Origin of the sequence: Pseudomonas sp. KCJK8993, from assembly GCF_046230915.1 — a bacterium.
GTDB lineage: Bacteria > Pseudomonadota > Gammaproteobacteria > Pseudomonadales > Pseudomonadaceae > Aquipseudomonas > Aquipseudomonas piscis.
Genome location: NZ_JBJJLO010000033.1, coordinates 16102 through 29758 on the forward strand (window position 1 = coordinate 16102; position 13657 = coordinate 29758).

A 13657-nucleotide genomic window follows, 5' to 3' on the forward strand; every position below is an offset into this window, starting at 1 on the left:
GCTTTTTTATGCTCCAACCAGGCAGTGGAGCGAGGGGCGGGGGCTCAGGCTGGCTTGGTGGCGATGGCGCCGTGGAGGAACATCTGCTCCACCACATTGGCCGAGTTGGCGCTGGCCGCGCGGCCACGGCGCTCGGCATCGACGATGCCGAAGATCAGGGTCAGGAACAGCTCGGTGAACACCTGGGCGGTGATGTCGATACGGAACACCCCCAGCTGTTGGCCTCGCAGGAAGAACGCATCCAGGGCATCGGTATAGAACTGCCAGCGCTCGTCCTCGCCATCGTTGAGCATGGTGTCGGGACGGTACTGGAACAGCAGGAACACCAGCATCTCGCGATGGGCCAGGTGTTCGCTGACCAACGCGCGCAGGGCCGCCACGGGTTCGTCATGTTGCAGGTCGGTGCCGTCGATGATGCGCTTGAGCACGCCTTGCCCATGGTCTTCCATCATTTGCAGCAGCTTGTCGCGCGTGCCGCAGAAGCGGTGCAGGGTGGCCTTGCTCACTCCGGCGAGTTCCGCCAGCTCCTTGAGGGTCGCCCGCGGACGGTCGACGATGGCCTGCGCCAGCGCCTTGATGAGTCGTTCGTCTTGAGGGGTCAAGAGCATCAGTGGGCCTCTAGTTCAGTTTTCAGTTGCACGCATTGTGCAGAAATAGTCGTTGGCTTCAACGGAAATGACCGCTTCGGCCGGGAAAATATCGCTCCAGGGGGATTTTGCCCCTGATCGCCTGGGGCTCAGCCCGGGCTGCTGGCGCGAAACAGCTGTTGCAGGCCTTGCAGGGTGCTGTCGACGAAGCGCTCGTCGCTGGTGCCCTCGGGAAAGTCCAGCACCCCATGGATCACCAGGGAGGCCAGACCATGGGTGTAGGACCAACCGGCAAGGGCGGCACGGCGTACCTCGGCGCTCTGCACGTCCTGCTCCAGCAGGCCGGCGATGATCCGCCGCAGTTCACCGAAGGCCTGCTCGCGGGCGCTGCCGAGCTCCGGCGGCATGTCGCCGCCGGCGAACTCCGGGCCGAACATCAGCTGGTATAGCGCGGGATTGCCCCGGGCGAAGCTGAAATAGCTCAGGCAGGCGCTGCGCAATCGTTGCCCGCCGCCGCTATCGCGGTCCTTGTGTACCAGCACCGCCGCCAGTTCGCGAAACCCCTGGGCCGCCAGGCTGCCGATCAGTTGCGTGCGGTTGGCGTAGTGATGATAGACGGCGGTGGAGCTGACGCCGACCCGCTCGGACACCGCCCGCAGCGACAACCGGGTCGGGCCGACTTCCTCGAGCAATGTCCGGGCGGCGTCCAGCAGCTGTGGCGCCAGGTTGCCCACGTGGTAGGAGTCGCGGGAGCGCGGGGAATTCTTGGTCATACAGGGCTCGAAAAGGTCGGACGCAGGGCTGGAGCGCGGCGAATCTTAGCATGATGAAGAATCTTGACGCTGTTAAGATCGCGCCGTAGCCTGCGTGCTACGGCCGCCATCGGATGCATGATTCATGATCGAGAACCTGTCCAGGCTGCTGCTGGTCCAGGGGCCGTATGGATGCCAGCCTGCTGGCCGCTGACGATTTTCATCCCGGGGCGCCGGCCTACCGGATCTGGGCCGAGCTGCCCGCGACCTCGCTGCGCCAACGCGTTGCCGCGTCGGTGGGCGTCTGCAATGCCCTCGCTCCCGGACCGACCGGGGTCGAGGCTTCCTGAGCCGTACCCTTGAAGCTGGATAGGAGAATCCGATGTCCGAATTGAAACTGCATCCCCAGGCCGACGCTTCCCTGAAGCGCTGGCACGCCATGGTCGAGCGCGAGGATCTCGGCGGCCTGCCCGAGATCCTCGACGCCAATGTGCTGTTCCGCTCGCCCATGGCCCACACTGCCTATCCCGGGGCTCCCATGGTGGCGAGCATCTTGCGCACGGTGCTGCAAGTCTTCGAGGATTTTGCCTACCACCGACAATTGGCCACGGCCGACGGCTTGAGCGTGGTGCTGGAGTTCAGCGCACGGGTCGGCGACCGGCAGCTCAAGGGGATCGACATGATCCGCTTCGATGAGCAGGGCAAGATCGTCGAGTTCGAGGTCATGGTTCGGCCCATGAGTGGGTTGCAGGCCTTGGGCGAGGAGATGGGGCGGCGCCTGGGGGCCTACCTGGCCGCCAGCAAGTCCGGAGCCTAGGGTTTGCGCACCCGGCGGCGGCCTGTGACGGGCTGCCGCCGAACGCGTCTGGCTGTGCAGGGGACTTCAGGCTGGCGGCTGGCTCAGCCAGGACGCCACCACTCGCCGGTCGAGTTCTTCCCAGTCGGCCATGCCCAGGACCCGGGTGGTGTTCAAGCCGCGCAGGTAGCCACGCAACTGGTAGGCAACGGCGCGTCGCGCTTGCGGATCGGTAGCGCTATCGCCCAGGGCGGTTTCGTAGTCGACGAGATAATCGGCCACTCGCTCACGGAATTCCGGCAGGACGGCATCACGAATCAGGTCAAAAGTTCGCACGGGGATTTCCTTTTCTAGTTGTATTCGGGCTGTCAGGCAGTCTGCATGTGGCGTAACTATCGGTTCAAGTAATAGTGACAATCAAGAAACACCTATTCTGCTGCGCCCGCCAATCAGGGAAAATCGCCGCCGTCACAGACGCCACCCCCTGGCGTCTGGAGTCCATTGATGAACGCAGCGGCAGCGCCGTGACGCTGAACCGCTGCGCAACGAACCAGACTTTTCCAGGATTTCACCGATGCGTGTTGCCCCCGTTGTCGCCTTGACCCTAGGTTCCCTGCTGCTGAGCGCCTGCGCCACGGCCCCGAACGACCCGACCCTGGTCATGCAGACGAACAAGACTCCTGCCCAATATGCTGATTGTGTAGTGCCCAAGTTGCGTGAGCAGGCGTTGGCCCCCACGGTTTCCCAGACCCAGCGCAGCTACCGGATCGTAGTGCCCAGCAAAGTGGCGGCCAATAACGTGCTGGAGGCGTACAAGGCGCCCAATGGCGGCAAGGTATTCCTGTACGAGCGCCATTTGCTGGCGTCGAGTTTTACGCCCTCGAACTTTTCCCGGGCCGCCCAGGATTGCCTGTAACCGGCTGAAATGAGTCGCCCCGGTATGCCCGGGGCGGATTCACCCCGCCGTTTCGAGCAGGTGTTCGATCCGGGCCAGTTCCCAGGTGCTGAGCAGGCTGACCGGGTCGGTACCGAAGCGTTGCCGGGTCTCGAGCTGCCATTGCCGCCCTCCGGGGGCCTGGCAGCTCTGGCAGTGCAGCAAGCGCCCGCCGTCCAGTTCCAGCACCAGGCGCCAACCCTCGATATCCACCCTGAGCGGATCAGTCTCGCATTGCCGGCCCAGCACCTGTAGCCGATGGGTGCCCAGGGCGGCTTCGCGCAGGCGTTGGCAAACCATGCGGGCGTCGAGGGCAGGGGACTGGTTCATGGTGTTTGCTTGTCGTCCGTGGTTGGCGGTTGTTTTCCGGGGCGGCGCAACAATTGCCGGGCCCCATGCTTGAGCTGTCCCCAGTATTCCTTGCCGAGGATGACCATGACCGCCAGGGTCAGCAGCTCGCCGAACAGCGCCAGGGTGGGAATGACCAGGGCCTTATGGGGTATTTCGAGGAACGGCAAGATAGGCAGTGCGATCCAGTAAAGCAACACCAGTGCCAACAGCGACAAGCCAAGTTTCTTGCGCAACCCCGTGGTTTTTTCTTTCATGTCCAACCTCTCGTTACCAGGCCGCGGCGAACCAGCGCCGCTCCTTGCACCGATTCGTCTTAGCGGGCAGCACGCCCGAGTGGAGAGAAAAAGCCTGCCGCTTCAGCGGCGAACTTTCGCGCCAGGGCCTGGGCATGGGCGGCGCGTTGGTAGCTGTCGAGGAGGTCCGTGAACCCGGCATCGTCGGCCAATAGCAGCAAGGCCTGTTGTTGCCCGCTGCGGCCATCGATCGCCTCGAACTCCACGGACAGTCCACCGTTCTTCACCGGGCCCAGCAGCGGGGTGGTCATGGCATTGATGAGCGGCGAGGCTTCAGCGACCCGGGTGATGCGGGCCTTGACTATCAGGGTGTCGGCGCTGGAGTTGCGCGGTGTGAGCATGAAGCTACGGCTCAACTCGGCTTCCAGGGATTGGCGCAGGGTGCGTTCGACGTCCAGCGCTACCTCGGGAGTGACCTGCAGGGCGACTGCCGATGCTACTTGCAGCGGTGCCACCAGGACCTGGGCATAGTGTCCGCCGCGAGCGGCCTGGGGAATGATACCCATGCCGTGTTCACCGATCTTCTGCAGGCCCTGGTAGCTCCTGGCCTGGCCCGAGCGCGTGACTTGGGGAGTCGTGCAGGCGCTGAGCAGGAGGACGGCCAGTGCGATCAGCAGCCAATGGTGGATCTTGAGCTGGGCTGGTGATAAATAAACGGAGTACTTCGTCTCGCTATTTGGCAAAAAAAAGCCCATCGGCGAGGGGCGTTTTTCGACAGTGTCCTGGCCTCCCCGGGCACGGGCGGGGGAGAGGCGCTTGCGAGGGTTCAACATAGTGTGGCGATCCTGGGTGTCATTGGGATTGAGGAGTCAACAAATAGGTCCGGACGAAGTCGCCCATGGCTGTTGCAGCCTGATTGGCATCGATGGCCAGGCCCAGGCTCAGTTCCAGCCACAGGCCGCTGAACAGGGAAAACACCAGGCCCGCTGCGCCCTGGGGTGACAGCTCGGGGCGAATCCAGCCTTCACGCTGACCGCTGGCCAGGAGTTCGCCCAGTTCGTTACGCATCCGCTGATCCATATCGATCATCCGGCTGTGCTGGTTGCCACGGGTCACTTCCAGCCAGCTGTCCAGGCTGAGGTCCAGTTCTCCCGAATGCAGTTCGGCCAGCAGTTCCTCGGCACTGATCCTGGCCAGCGCATGCAGGCCTTCCTTGCTGAGCAACTGCCGGATCTGGCTGGCGTAGCGCTCGGTCTCGATCTCGACGATCGCATCGATGATCTCGCGCTTGTCACGGAAATAACGGAACACCGCCCCGGCACTCATGCCCGCCCGCTGGCAGATGTCCTCGGTGCGAGCGCCATGGAAGCCCTTTTCCTTGAAGACACGAGCGGCCGCCAACAGGATCTGTTCGCGGCGCTGTTCATGCAGTTGTTCGTTGCGGGTACGGGCCATGGGAAAGTGCTTAATAATCGGACTGAATAGTCGCATTATGTTGGCAGCCCATTCGCGCCGTCAATGGTCGGTGATCGGCCATGTCAGGCCCTGGTCGACTACATCACCGGGCTGGGAGCCGCGCCTGCCAGGGCGCCCGGGCCCTGAGCGGCCCGCAAGCGAATCCGGGCAGCCGTGTCCGGACTCGTCCTCGTCCTGGGCCCATCCTCGCAGGGCGTCTATACGCCTGCGGTCAAGCCAGGCAGTAGGGGCGTTCCTGCATCCGCTTGCAGGATCAGGCACGGCTTTCGTGGAATCGATGTAACCCTAGCAAAGACCCCAATGGCATCGTGCACATGCCGAAAGCCAAAGCAGGCCAGCTGAAGCCAGCAGCCAGGCTTTCCAATTGTGCAAGTTGCGTCCTGCGCAACTTTTATTTCATTCCCTCTTTCGATTTCGACCCCGCCCGTGTCTCGCAGCAACGTTGCATCTACTGATGCCGGCGCAGGGCCTGGCGCGCTCCGAAATCACTCAAAGGAGATGGTTGTGCCTGACCTAAAGCGATATTGGACTTCATTGGGACCGGGGACTTCCCTGGTCGTCATCGCCTCGATCGCCGTGGCGCTGACGGCGTGCAGCGACGACGGCGGCCAAGCGGGAGCCCCTCCGGCGGCCCAGGTCAGCGCGGCCCGGGTGGTGGTCAAGCCGGTGCGCCAGTGGGACGAGTTCAGTGGGCGCATAGCCGCCACCGATGCGGTCGAGGTACGGGCGCGGGTCAGCGGCTACATAGAGCGCATCGCCTTCAAGGAGGGTGACGAGGTCAAGCCCGGCGACCTGCTGTATGGGATCGACCCGCGGCCGTACAAGGCCTCCTATGACAACGCCCTGGCGCAACTCGCCCGAGCGCGAGCAACCGCAGAGCTGGCGCGGGTACAAGAACAGCGGGCGCAGGTGCTGGTGGCGGTCAATGCGATTTCGCGCGAGGTATTCGATACCCGCCGCGCCGCCGCGGCCCAAGGCGCCGCCGATGTGCGTGCAGCAGAAGCGGCGCTGGCCAGCGCCCAGCTCGACCTGGGCTTCACCGAGGTCCGTTCACCTATCGCCGGGCGAGTCGGCCGGGCCATGCTGACCGTCGGCAACCTGGTCCAGGCCGACCAGAGCGTATTGACCAGCGTGATCTCCCAGGACCCGCTCTATGTCTACTTCCAGCCGGACGAACAGAGCTACCTGCGCTACATGGCGCTGGCCCGCAGTGGCCAGCGAAGCGCCTCGGCCAATCCGGTACGCATTGGCCTGGCCAGCGACAGCAGTTTTCCCCATGCCGGGGTGGTTGATTTCGTCAACAACCAGGTGGATTCCGCCACTGGCACCATCACGTTGCGCGCGGTGGTCGCCAATCCCCAGCGCTTGTTGTTTCCAGGCTTGTATGCCCGGGTACGGCTCCAGGGAAGCGGCGAATTCAACGCCATGCTGATCGATGACAAGGCCATCCTCACCGATCAGGATCGCAAGTACGTCTATGTGGTGGGTGCGAAGAACGAGGCATTGCGCAAAGACGTCACGCTTGGCGGTTTCGCAGACGACCTGCGCATCGTGCAGGACGGGCTCGCGCCAGAGGACAAAGTCATCGTCGCCGGCTTGCAGAAGATCCTGTTCCCCGGTGCGCCGGTGGACGCCAGCACGGTGACCATGGGCGCAGCCAGTTCGATCACGGCGAAGTGAGGAAGGCTGCCAATGAATTTCTCCAGATTCTTCATCGAGCGCCCGATCTTCGCTGCGGTGCTATCGGTGGTCATTTCCCTGGTGGGCCTGATCGCCATACCCCTGTTGCCGGTCAGTGAATACCCCGAGGTAGTACCGCCGACAGTCGTCGTCACCGCTACCTATCCCGGCGCCAACCCCAAGGTGATCGCCGAGACCGTCGCGGCACCGTTGGAAGAGCAGATCAATGGCGTCGAGGGCATGATGTACATGAAGTCGGTGGCCGGCTCCGATGGTGTCATGATGATGACGATCACCTTCGAACCCGGCACCGATCCCAACAAGGCCCAGGTGGATGTACAAAATCGCGTGGCCCAGGCTCAGTCGCGCTTGCCTGCGGCGGTGGTCGCGCTGGGCGTGACGACGCAGAAGCAGTCACCGAGCTTCGCCTTGATGATCACCCCGGTCTCCCCGGACGGACGCTACGACGGTCTGTACTTGCGCAACTACGCCAACATCAAGATCAAGGACCAGCTTTCCCGTATCCCGGGCGTCGGCCAGGTGCGTTTCTTCGGTAGCGGCGATTATGCGATGCGTGTCTGGCTCGATCCGGGCAAGGTCGCCTCGCGTGGCCTGACCGCGGGCGATGTGGTACGTGCGATACAGGATCAGAACCTGCAGGTTTCGGCTGGCCAGCTCGGTGCCGAGCCCGTCCGGGGCGGCAGCGATTTTCTGATCGCGATCAATGCCCAGGGCCGCCTGCGCACGTCCGCCGAGTTCGGCGCCATTGTGCTCAAGACTGGTCCGAACGGTGAAGTGGTGCGCCTGTCCGATGTCGCGCGTATCGAATTGGGGGCCAGCGACTACACGTTGCGTACCCGGCTCGAAGGCCAGGAAGCTCCGATCATCGGTGTATTCCAGGCTCCAGGCGCCAACTTGCTGGAGGTGCGCAGCGACGTGATCGCCAAGATGGACGAGCTGAAGAAAAGCTTTCCTCCCGGCATGGACTACCGGTCGGACTACGATGCGACCATTTTCGTGCGCGAAGCCATCGACGCGGTGGTCAAGACACTGGCCGAGGCGATCGTACTGGTGGTGTTGGTGGTGATCCTGTTCCTGCAGACCTGGCGCGCCTCGATCATTCCGCTGATAGCGGTGCCGGTATCGGTGATCGGCACGTTCGCGGTGTTGCATGTGCTGGGCTTTTCGATCAACACCTTGACCTTGTTCGGCCTGGTGCTGGCGATCGGCATCGTGGTGGACGATGCCATCGTGGTGGTCGAGAACGTCGAGCGCAATATCGGTGGGGGCCTCACGCCCTTGGCCGCCGCGCATCAGGCGATGAAGGAGGTGTCCGGGCCGATAGTCGCGATCGCCCTGGTGCTGTGCGCGGTATTCGTGCCCATGGCCTTTCTCAGCGGCGTCACCGGTACCTTCTACAAGCAATTCGCCGTGACCATCGCCATTTCCACGGTGATCTCGGCGATCAATTCGCTGACGCTGTCGCCTGCACTCGCGGCCATGCTCCTGCGTGGCCACGATGCACCCAAGGATGCGCTCTCCAGGGGGATCGACCGTACCTTCGGCTGGTTGTTCGCGCCATTCAACCGGTTTTTCGAGGCCAGCTCGCACAACTACCAAGGAGCGGTGTCGCGCATCCTCAAGCGGCGCGGCGCTGCGTTCGTGGTCTATGGCGTGCTGCTGGCGGCTACGGGCCTGTTGTTCGATAAGGTGCCCCGGGGGTTCATCCCGACCCAGGACAAGCTGTTCCTGATGGGCGTGGTGAAGCTCCCCGAGGGCAGCTCCATCAGTCGCGCGGATGCGGTCGTCAACGAACTGGGCAAGAGTGCCCTGGCCACCGAAGGCGTTGCCCATGTGCTGACGTTCGCTGGTTTCAATCCGATCCAGCAGACCAACACCCCGAACTATGCGGTGGCCTACGTGATTCTCAAGCCCTTCAACGAGCGCCAGCGCAGCGCCAAGCAAATCATGGGTGATATCCAGGCCAGGATGAATGGCATGCAGGAGGGCATGGCTTTCGTGATAAACCCTCCGCCGATCCTCGGCCTGGGTTCCGGGGCCGGTTATTCCTTGTTCGTCCAGGACCGCGCCGGAGCCGGCTATGGTGCCTTGCAGCAAGCCACCGGCGCGTTGCAGGGGGCGTTGATGAAGGAGGCGGGCATGGGGTTTCCGTTCTCGGGCTACCAGTCCAACGTGCCGCAACTGGATGTCGAGGTCGATCGCATCAAGGCCAAGGCCCAGGGCGTGGCTCTGGCGGACCTGTTCCAGACGCTGCAGGTGTATCTGGGCTCCGCCTATGTCAACGATTTCAACCTGTTTGGCCGTACCTGGCGGGTATATGCCCAGGCCGAAGGCGACTTCCGCAAGCGTGTCGAGGATATCGGCAACCTGCAGGCACGCAACGAACGGGGCGAGATGGTACCGATCGCCTCGATGATCAAGCTCAGCCAGACCTACGGTCCTGATCCGGTATTGCGCTACAACGGCTATCCGGCCGCGGACTTCTCGGGTGAAGCCGATCCGGCGCTACTGTCTTCGGCACAGGCGATGGACAAGATCGCCGAAGTCGCCAAACAGGTATTGCCCAACGGCTTCGAGTTCGAATGGAGCGATATGAGCTTCCAGGAGTCCATCCAGGGCAAGGCTGCGCTAGTGGTCTTCCCGGTGGCGATCCTCCTGGCTTTCCTGGTACTCGCTGCGCTGTATGAATCCTGGACCCTGCCGCTTGCGGTCATACTGATCGTGCCGATGTGCGTGCTCTCGGCATTGTTCGGAGTGAAGTTGTTCGGCGGCGACAACAATACCTTCGTGCAGGTGGGGCTGGTGGTGCTGATGGGGCTGGCCTGCAAGAACGCGATCCTGATCGTCGAGTTCGCCCGGGAACTGGAGTTCCAGGGGCAGGGGATAGTCGAGGCCGCCCTGGAGGCGTGCCGCTTGCGCCTGCGTCCGATCGTGATGACCTCGATCGCCTTCATCGCCGGGACCATTCCTTTGGTGTTCTCCCAGGGTGCCGGTGCGGAGGTGCGTTCCATCACGGGGGTGACGGTGCTTGCCGGGATGATCGGCGTGACGCTGTTCGGCCTGTTCCTGACGCCGGTGTTCTATGTCGGCCTGCGCAAGCTGTCCGGGCGCAAATTGGTCCAGCATGGCCAGAGCAGCATGGGGCAAGCCGACCACGGCCTGTAGCTTGTCAAGGCCGGTTGCCGCGGCGTACGCGCAACCGGCCCTGGAGGTTTGCAATGCCCTGGCCGTCACGTCGGAGCTAGGGCCGTATCGCAGGCAAGTGCCGGTCAAGCCTCGCTGTCCCTCAGGTGCTGCAATGGCGATACGCCGTAGAACCGGCTGTATTCGCGGGTGAACTGCGAGCGGCTCTGGTAGCCGACCGCGAACCCCGCATTACCGATGTTATGGCGTTCGATCTGGATCAGCCGACGTGCCTCGTGCAGGCGGAACTGCTTTTGATACTGCATGGGGGTGAGACCGGTGATGGCCTTGAAGTGATGATGCAGCGAGGACTCGCTCATTCCCACCTGGTCGGCCAGTTCCGGTATGCGCAAGGGTTGCATGTAGTGTTTGCGCAGCCAGTCGATCGCCCGGGTGATGCCATTGGTCGAACTGTCCACCACCGCCAGTTGCAGCAGGCGGCGGCCATAGGGGCTGGATAACAGTCGATAGATGATTTCTTGCTCGATCAGGGGCGCCAGCGACTGGATATCGCCAGGAGCATCCAGCAGACGCAGCAGGCGCAGTGTCGCGTCGAGCAGTCCGGGGTTCAGCCGATCGACTACCACGCTGCACGCCTCGTGGGTGGTCGAAGGATGGGGCGGAATGTCCATCCGGGCGAGCACCTCGTGCAGGCGCTCGGGGGTGATCGCCATGCCAAGACTGAGGCAGGGCTGGTCTTCGCTGGCCTCGACGACGTGGAAGGCCACGGGAACGTCGAATGACACGAACAGGTAGTCGCCTTGGGCGAAGTGGCGGATCGTTTCTCCCAACTGGATGCTCATGCGGCCTTGTACCACCATGCCAAAGGACGGCGACTGCGGGCAGCGCAGCGCCGTCTGGCACGTGCTATGGCGGGCCACTTCCAGGCTGTGGTTGGCCGTGCAGTGGACTCCTTCGCCGACGGCATGGCGAGCGACGAGCTGGGTGATTTCCTTGAGCGCGCTGGTATTCATGGCTGATCACTGATCGGTAGAGGTGATCTGCGAATCTTATCCGTAGCGAGATCCATTCCTGTGCTCGTTTGCAGGATAAGGCACAATTCTCGGAGAATTGGCGCAATCCGTCCCTGGGCCGGCTCAAGGAAAGGGGGAACTCTTGCCTCAAGCCGGATCGCATCCCCGGCGCTCAACGGGGATTCCTGGCTCAGGCGTCAGGCCAGGTCGGCGGCGGCATCGCTGGCCTGGCGCCGTCCGCCCAGCCACACCAGCAACAGCCCCGCCGCCGCCAGCAGGCCGCCGGCCACCGGGACCGCGGCGTAGCCCAGGCCCTGGCTGATGACGGCACCGCCGAGCGCGGCACCCACCGCATTGCCCAGGTTGAAGGCGCCGACGTTGATCGACGAGGCCAGGCCGGGCGCTTCGGCCGCGGCGATCATCACCCGCATCTGCAGCGGCGGCACCACGGCGAAGGTGAACATGCCCCAGACCAGCAGCGCCAGGGCGGCGGTGACATGATTGCCCAGTACCAGCGGCATCGACACCATGATCACCGCCAGCACGCCGAGGAAGAGCCGTGCCGAGCCATCCAGCGACCAATCGGCCAGGCGCCCGCCGAGGCTGTTGCCCAGGGTGAAGCCGACACCGATCAGGACCAGGCCCAGGGTGACGAAGCGGTCCGAGGCACCGGTCAGTTGCGCCAGCACCGGAGCCACGTAGGTATAGAGAGTGAACATGGCGCCAGCGCCCAGCACCGTGGTGGCCATGGCCAGCAGCACGTTGGGTCGGGCGATCACCGCCAGTTCACGGCGGACATGAGGCACGCTGCCACGCTCGCCCTTGGGCAGGGCGTACCACAGTGCGGCGATGGCCAGCAGGCCCAGCACCGCGGTACCGGCGAAAGCCATGCGCCAGCCGACCTGCTGGCCGAGCCAGGTGGCCGCCGGCACACCGCCGATGTTGGCGATGGTCAGGCCCATGAACATGGTGGCCACGGCGCTGGCTTGCTTGTCCTTGGGCACCACGCTGGCCGCCACCACCGCACCGAGGCCGAAGAAGGCGCCATGGTTGAGGCTGGTGACCAGGCGCGAGGCGAGCAGGGTGTAGTAGTCCGGCGCCAGGGCCGAGAGCAGGTTGCCGAGGGTGAAGATGCCCATCAGCATCATCAGTGCCGCGCGCTTGCCGAAGCGGCTGAACAACAGGGTCATGATCGGCGCGCCGACCATCACGCCGATGGCATAGGCGGTGACCAGCATGCCGGCGCTGGGAATGCTCGCGCCGACGCCTTCGGCGATGACTGGCAAGAGGCCCATGGGGGTGAATTCGGTGGTGCCGATACCGAAGGCGCCGATGGCCAGGGCGAAGAGAACGCGTCCGGGTTTCATTGTGCGCACTCCTGGCTGGCGAGGGCGGTCAAGGAGCCCTGCATGCGATAGAAACTCAGGTCGCTGGCGGTGAAGAAGGCCTGGGAATGGCCACGGGCGAAGTCGTCGACATGTACCACGGTGGCGCCGTCGGCTTCTTGCCAGGAGATCACGTAGACGCCGTCGGCGATTTGTCGCCATTGGCAGGCGGCTTCGCCGCTGGCTCCGGCGTAGGGGCCGGAGACGATGGCGTAGCGAATGCTCAGGCCATCGCTTGCATAGATGTTATGGGCTACCAGGCCGTCGTAGGCGACCTGGTAGCTACGACCGGCGAAGGCCGGCACCAGGGTGGAACTGCTCATGAAATGGCCTCCGGTTGTGGGTGGGATGCAGTCGCAGCAGTGGCATGGAATGGTGGCAGTACGTACTCGGCGATCTCCCGCAGGGTTTCATCCAGTGGTCGTACGTTGCGTCGCAGGTGCAGGCCGACATGGTCGACGCCGGCTGCGCGCAGGGCATTGAGTTCGGCGATCAGCGCGTTGCGGCCACCATGGAAACCGAAGCGCCAGCGGCGCAGGGGTTCGTCGGCACGTTCGGCCAGGTCCAGGTGGATGAAACTGCTGTAGGGCTTGTTGCCCGCCACCGAGCGCCAGGCGGCAACGCGTCGCTGGTGGTCCTCGGGGGGTCCGGGGTAGGCCAGGCAGCCATCCATGTGGCTGCCGATCCAGGCCGGGCTTTGCTGGGCCAGGCCCGCCACCAGCAAGGGCAGGGGCGAGGTACTGGCTGGCAGCACGGCCATGCCCTCGGGCAGGTGGCCGTTGGCGCCGTCCTTGAGCAGGGCGACCTGCTCGCGGAAGGTATGGCCGCGCCCCTCGAAATCCCGCCCGAACAGTGGGTACTCCACCGGCCGGTCACCGCTGGCTACGCCCAGCAGCAGGCGATTGCCGCTCAGGCGTTGCAGGCTGTTGGCCGACTTCAGGGTCAGCAACGGCTCGCGAATCGGCAAGACCACGGCAGCGGTACCCAGCAGGATGTCCCGGGTGACCCCGGCCAGGTAGCCGAGGTAGGAGAACACCTCGAACACTTGGGCGGCATCGCCGAACGCCGGGTCATACAGCGGCACATCGCGGATCCACAGGGCGCGAAAACCCAGGCGGTCGGCCAGTTGCGCCAGGTAGGCATGCTGCTTGAGGTCGGGCTCGCCGGGCAGGCGGCCAGCTTGGCGCCGGGCCTGGTCGCCGGCCGGGGTCCAGTCATGGTCCAGCGGTGCTTCCAGGCCGATGCTGAAACCACCGGCGGTCAGGCGTTCGAGGGACGTGGTCAT

Annotated in this window: 16 protein-coding genes; 5 read left to right on the forward strand and 11 right to left on the reverse strand. The window is 64.1% G+C overall.

Features of this window, described 5'->3' with window-relative positions; genetic code table 11:
* Positions 1-44: 44 nt before the first annotated feature.
* Complete coding sequence (locus tag ACK6AU_RS13120; protein WP_185701354.1) at positions 45-608, reverse strand: TetR/AcrR family transcriptional regulator; 564 nt, start codon at positions 606-608, stop codon at positions 45-47.
* Between the two features lie 128 nt (positions 609-736).
* Positions 737-1360 (reverse strand): TetR/AcrR family transcriptional regulator, encoded by a 624-nt coding sequence (locus ACK6AU_RS13125; protein WP_185701355.1) that lies wholly within the window; start codon positions 1358-1360, stop codon positions 737-739.
* A 167-nt stretch (positions 1361-1527) separates the two neighbouring features.
* Between ACK6AU_RS13125 and ACK6AU_RS13130 the strand changes: the two genes are divergently transcribed.
* Positions 1528-1689, forward strand: coding sequence for a hypothetical protein (locus ACK6AU_RS13130; RefSeq protein ID WP_409299560.1), 162 nt, complete (start codon positions 1528-1530; stop codon positions 1687-1689).
* Positions 1690-1721: 32 nt separating this feature from the next.
* Positions 1722-2156, forward strand: coding sequence for a nuclear transport factor 2 family protein (locus ACK6AU_RS13135; protein ID WP_409299561.1), 435 nt, complete (start codon positions 1722-1724; stop codon positions 2154-2156).
* A gap of 66 nt (positions 2157-2222) precedes the next feature.
* On the opposite strand, the gene ACK6AU_RS13140 is transcribed toward ACK6AU_RS13135, so the two are convergent.
* Positions 2223-2471, reverse strand: coding sequence for a hypothetical protein (locus tag ACK6AU_RS13140; RefSeq protein ID WP_185701358.1), 249 nt, complete (start codon positions 2469-2471; stop codon positions 2223-2225).
* A 238-nt stretch (positions 2472-2709) separates the two neighbouring features.
* On the opposite strand from ACK6AU_RS13140, the gene ACK6AU_RS13145 reads away from it, so the two are divergent.
* Positions 2710-3051, forward strand: a complete 342-nt coding sequence (locus ACK6AU_RS13145; protein ID WP_185701359.1) for a hypothetical protein — start codon at positions 2710-2712, stop codon at positions 3049-3051.
* A gap of 39 nt (positions 3052-3090) precedes the next feature.
* Here ACK6AU_RS13145 and ACK6AU_RS13150 read toward each other — a convergent pair whose 3' ends face one another.
* The 4 genes from ACK6AU_RS13150 to ACK6AU_RS13165 are packed head-to-tail and all read right to left on the reverse strand — an operon-like array spanning position 3091 to position 5108.
* A complete protein-coding gene (locus ACK6AU_RS13150) occupies positions 3091-3399 on the reverse strand; it encodes a hypothetical protein (protein ID WP_185701360.1) in 309 nt (102 codons plus the stop codon).
* Entirely contained in the window at positions 3396-3674 is a 279-nt protein-coding gene (locus ACK6AU_RS13155; protein ID WP_185701361.1) for a transporter suffix domain-containing protein, read from the reverse strand. The genes ACK6AU_RS13150 and ACK6AU_RS13155 overlap by 4 nt, the downstream gene beginning before the upstream one ends.
* Before the next feature lie 59 nt (positions 3675-3733).
* Positions 3734-4486, reverse strand: a complete 753-nt coding sequence (locus tag ACK6AU_RS13160; protein ID WP_409299562.1) for a DUF3313 family protein — start codon at positions 4484-4486, stop codon at positions 3734-3736.
* A 19-nt stretch (positions 4487-4505) separates the two neighbouring features.
* Complete coding sequence (locus ACK6AU_RS13165) at positions 4506-5108, reverse strand: TetR/AcrR family transcriptional regulator (RefSeq protein ID WP_185701363.1); 603 nt, start codon at positions 5106-5108, stop codon at positions 4506-4508.
* A gap of 555 nt (positions 5109-5663) precedes the next feature.
* Here ACK6AU_RS13165 and ACK6AU_RS13170 point away from each other — a divergent pair.
* Together ACK6AU_RS13170 and ACK6AU_RS13175 are read left to right on the forward strand one after the other, a co-directional pair.
* Positions 5664-6809, forward strand: coding sequence for an efflux RND transporter periplasmic adaptor subunit (locus ACK6AU_RS13170; protein WP_409299580.1), 1146 nt, complete (start codon positions 5664-5666; stop codon positions 6807-6809).
* Positions 6810-6821: 12 nt separating this feature from the next.
* Positions 6822-9995, forward strand: coding sequence for an efflux RND transporter permease subunit (locus tag ACK6AU_RS13175; protein WP_409299563.1), 3174 nt, complete (start codon positions 6822-6824; stop codon positions 9993-9995).
* Between the two features lie 104 nt (positions 9996-10099).
* Here the strand turns inward: ACK6AU_RS13175 and ACK6AU_RS13180 are convergent, their stop codons facing one another.
* The 4 genes from ACK6AU_RS13180 to ACK6AU_RS13195 all read right to left on the reverse strand — a co-directional run bounded on the left by ACK6AU_RS13180 (position 10100) and on the right by ACK6AU_RS13195 (position 13657).
* A complete protein-coding gene (locus ACK6AU_RS13180) occupies positions 10100-10987 on the reverse strand; it encodes an AraC family transcriptional regulator N-terminal domain-containing protein (protein ID WP_409299564.1) in 888 nt (295 codons plus the stop codon).
* A 197-nt stretch (positions 10988-11184) separates the two neighbouring features.
* The gene (locus ACK6AU_RS13185) at positions 11185-12354 is read right to left on the reverse strand and encodes an MFS transporter (protein WP_409299565.1); all 1170 of its coding nucleotides are present in this window, start codon (positions 12352-12354) and stop codon (positions 11185-11187) included.
* Positions 12351-12695, reverse strand: a complete 345-nt coding sequence (locus ACK6AU_RS13190) for a MoaF-related domain-containing protein (protein ID WP_185701368.1) — start codon at positions 12693-12695, stop codon at positions 12351-12353. The genes ACK6AU_RS13185 and ACK6AU_RS13190 overlap by 4 nt, the downstream gene beginning before the upstream one ends.
* Positions 12692-13657, reverse strand: coding sequence for a TIGR03571 family LLM class oxidoreductase (locus ACK6AU_RS13195; protein WP_409299566.1), 966 nt, complete (start codon positions 13655-13657; stop codon positions 12692-12694). Before ACK6AU_RS13195 ends, ACK6AU_RS13190 begins: the two co-directional genes overlap by 4 nt.

Coding starts and splice junctions, on each gene's coding strand:
- ACK6AU_RS13120 (WP_185701354.1), bottom strand. CDS start 608: ATGCTCTTGACCCCTCAAGACGAACGACTCATCAAGGCGCTGGCGCAG.
- ACK6AU_RS13125 (WP_185701355.1), bottom strand. CDS start 1,360: ATGACCAAGAATTCCCCGCGCTCCCGCGACTCCTACCACGTGGGCAAC.
- ACK6AU_RS13130 (WP_409299560.1), top strand. CDS start 1,528: ATGGATGCCAGCCTGCTGGCCGCTGACGATTTTCATCCCGGGGCGCCG.
- ACK6AU_RS13135 (WP_409299561.1), top strand. CDS start 1,722: ATGTCCGAATTGAAACTGCATCCCCAGGCCGACGCTTCCCTGAAGCGC.
- ACK6AU_RS13145 (WP_185701359.1), top strand. CDS start 2,710: ATGCGTGTTGCCCCCGTTGTCGCCTTGACCCTAGGTTCCCTGCTGCTG.
- ACK6AU_RS13150 (WP_185701360.1), bottom strand. CDS start 3,399: ATGAACCAGTCCCCTGCCCTCGACGCCCGCATGGTTTGCCAACGCCTG.
- ACK6AU_RS13155 (WP_185701361.1), bottom strand. CDS start 3,674: ATGAAAGAAAAAACCACGGGGTTGCGCAAGAAACTTGGCTTGTCGCTG.
- ACK6AU_RS13160 (WP_409299562.1), bottom strand. CDS start 4,486: ATGTTGAACCCTCGCAAGCGCCTCTCCCCCGCCCGTGCCCGGGGAGGC.
- ACK6AU_RS13165 (WP_185701363.1), bottom strand. CDS start 5,108: ATGGCCCGTACCCGCAACGAACAACTGCATGAACAGCGCCGCGAACAG.
- ACK6AU_RS13175 (WP_409299563.1), top strand. CDS start 6,822: ATGAATTTCTCCAGATTCTTCATCGAGCGCCCGATCTTCGCTGCGGTG.
- ACK6AU_RS13180 (WP_409299564.1), bottom strand. CDS start 10,987: ATGAATACCAGCGCGCTCAAGGAAATCACCCAGCTCGTCGCTCGCCAT.
- ACK6AU_RS13185 (WP_409299565.1), bottom strand. CDS start 12,354: ATGAAACCCGGACGCGTTCTCTTCGCCCTGGCCATCGGCGCCTTCGGT.
- ACK6AU_RS13190 (WP_185701368.1), bottom strand. CDS start 12,695: ATGAGCAGTTCCACCCTGGTGCCGGCCTTCGCCGGTCGTAGCTACCAG.
- ACK6AU_RS13195 (WP_409299566.1), bottom strand. CDS start 13,657: ATGACCACGTCCCTCGAACGCCTGACCGCCGGTGGTTTCAGCATCGGC.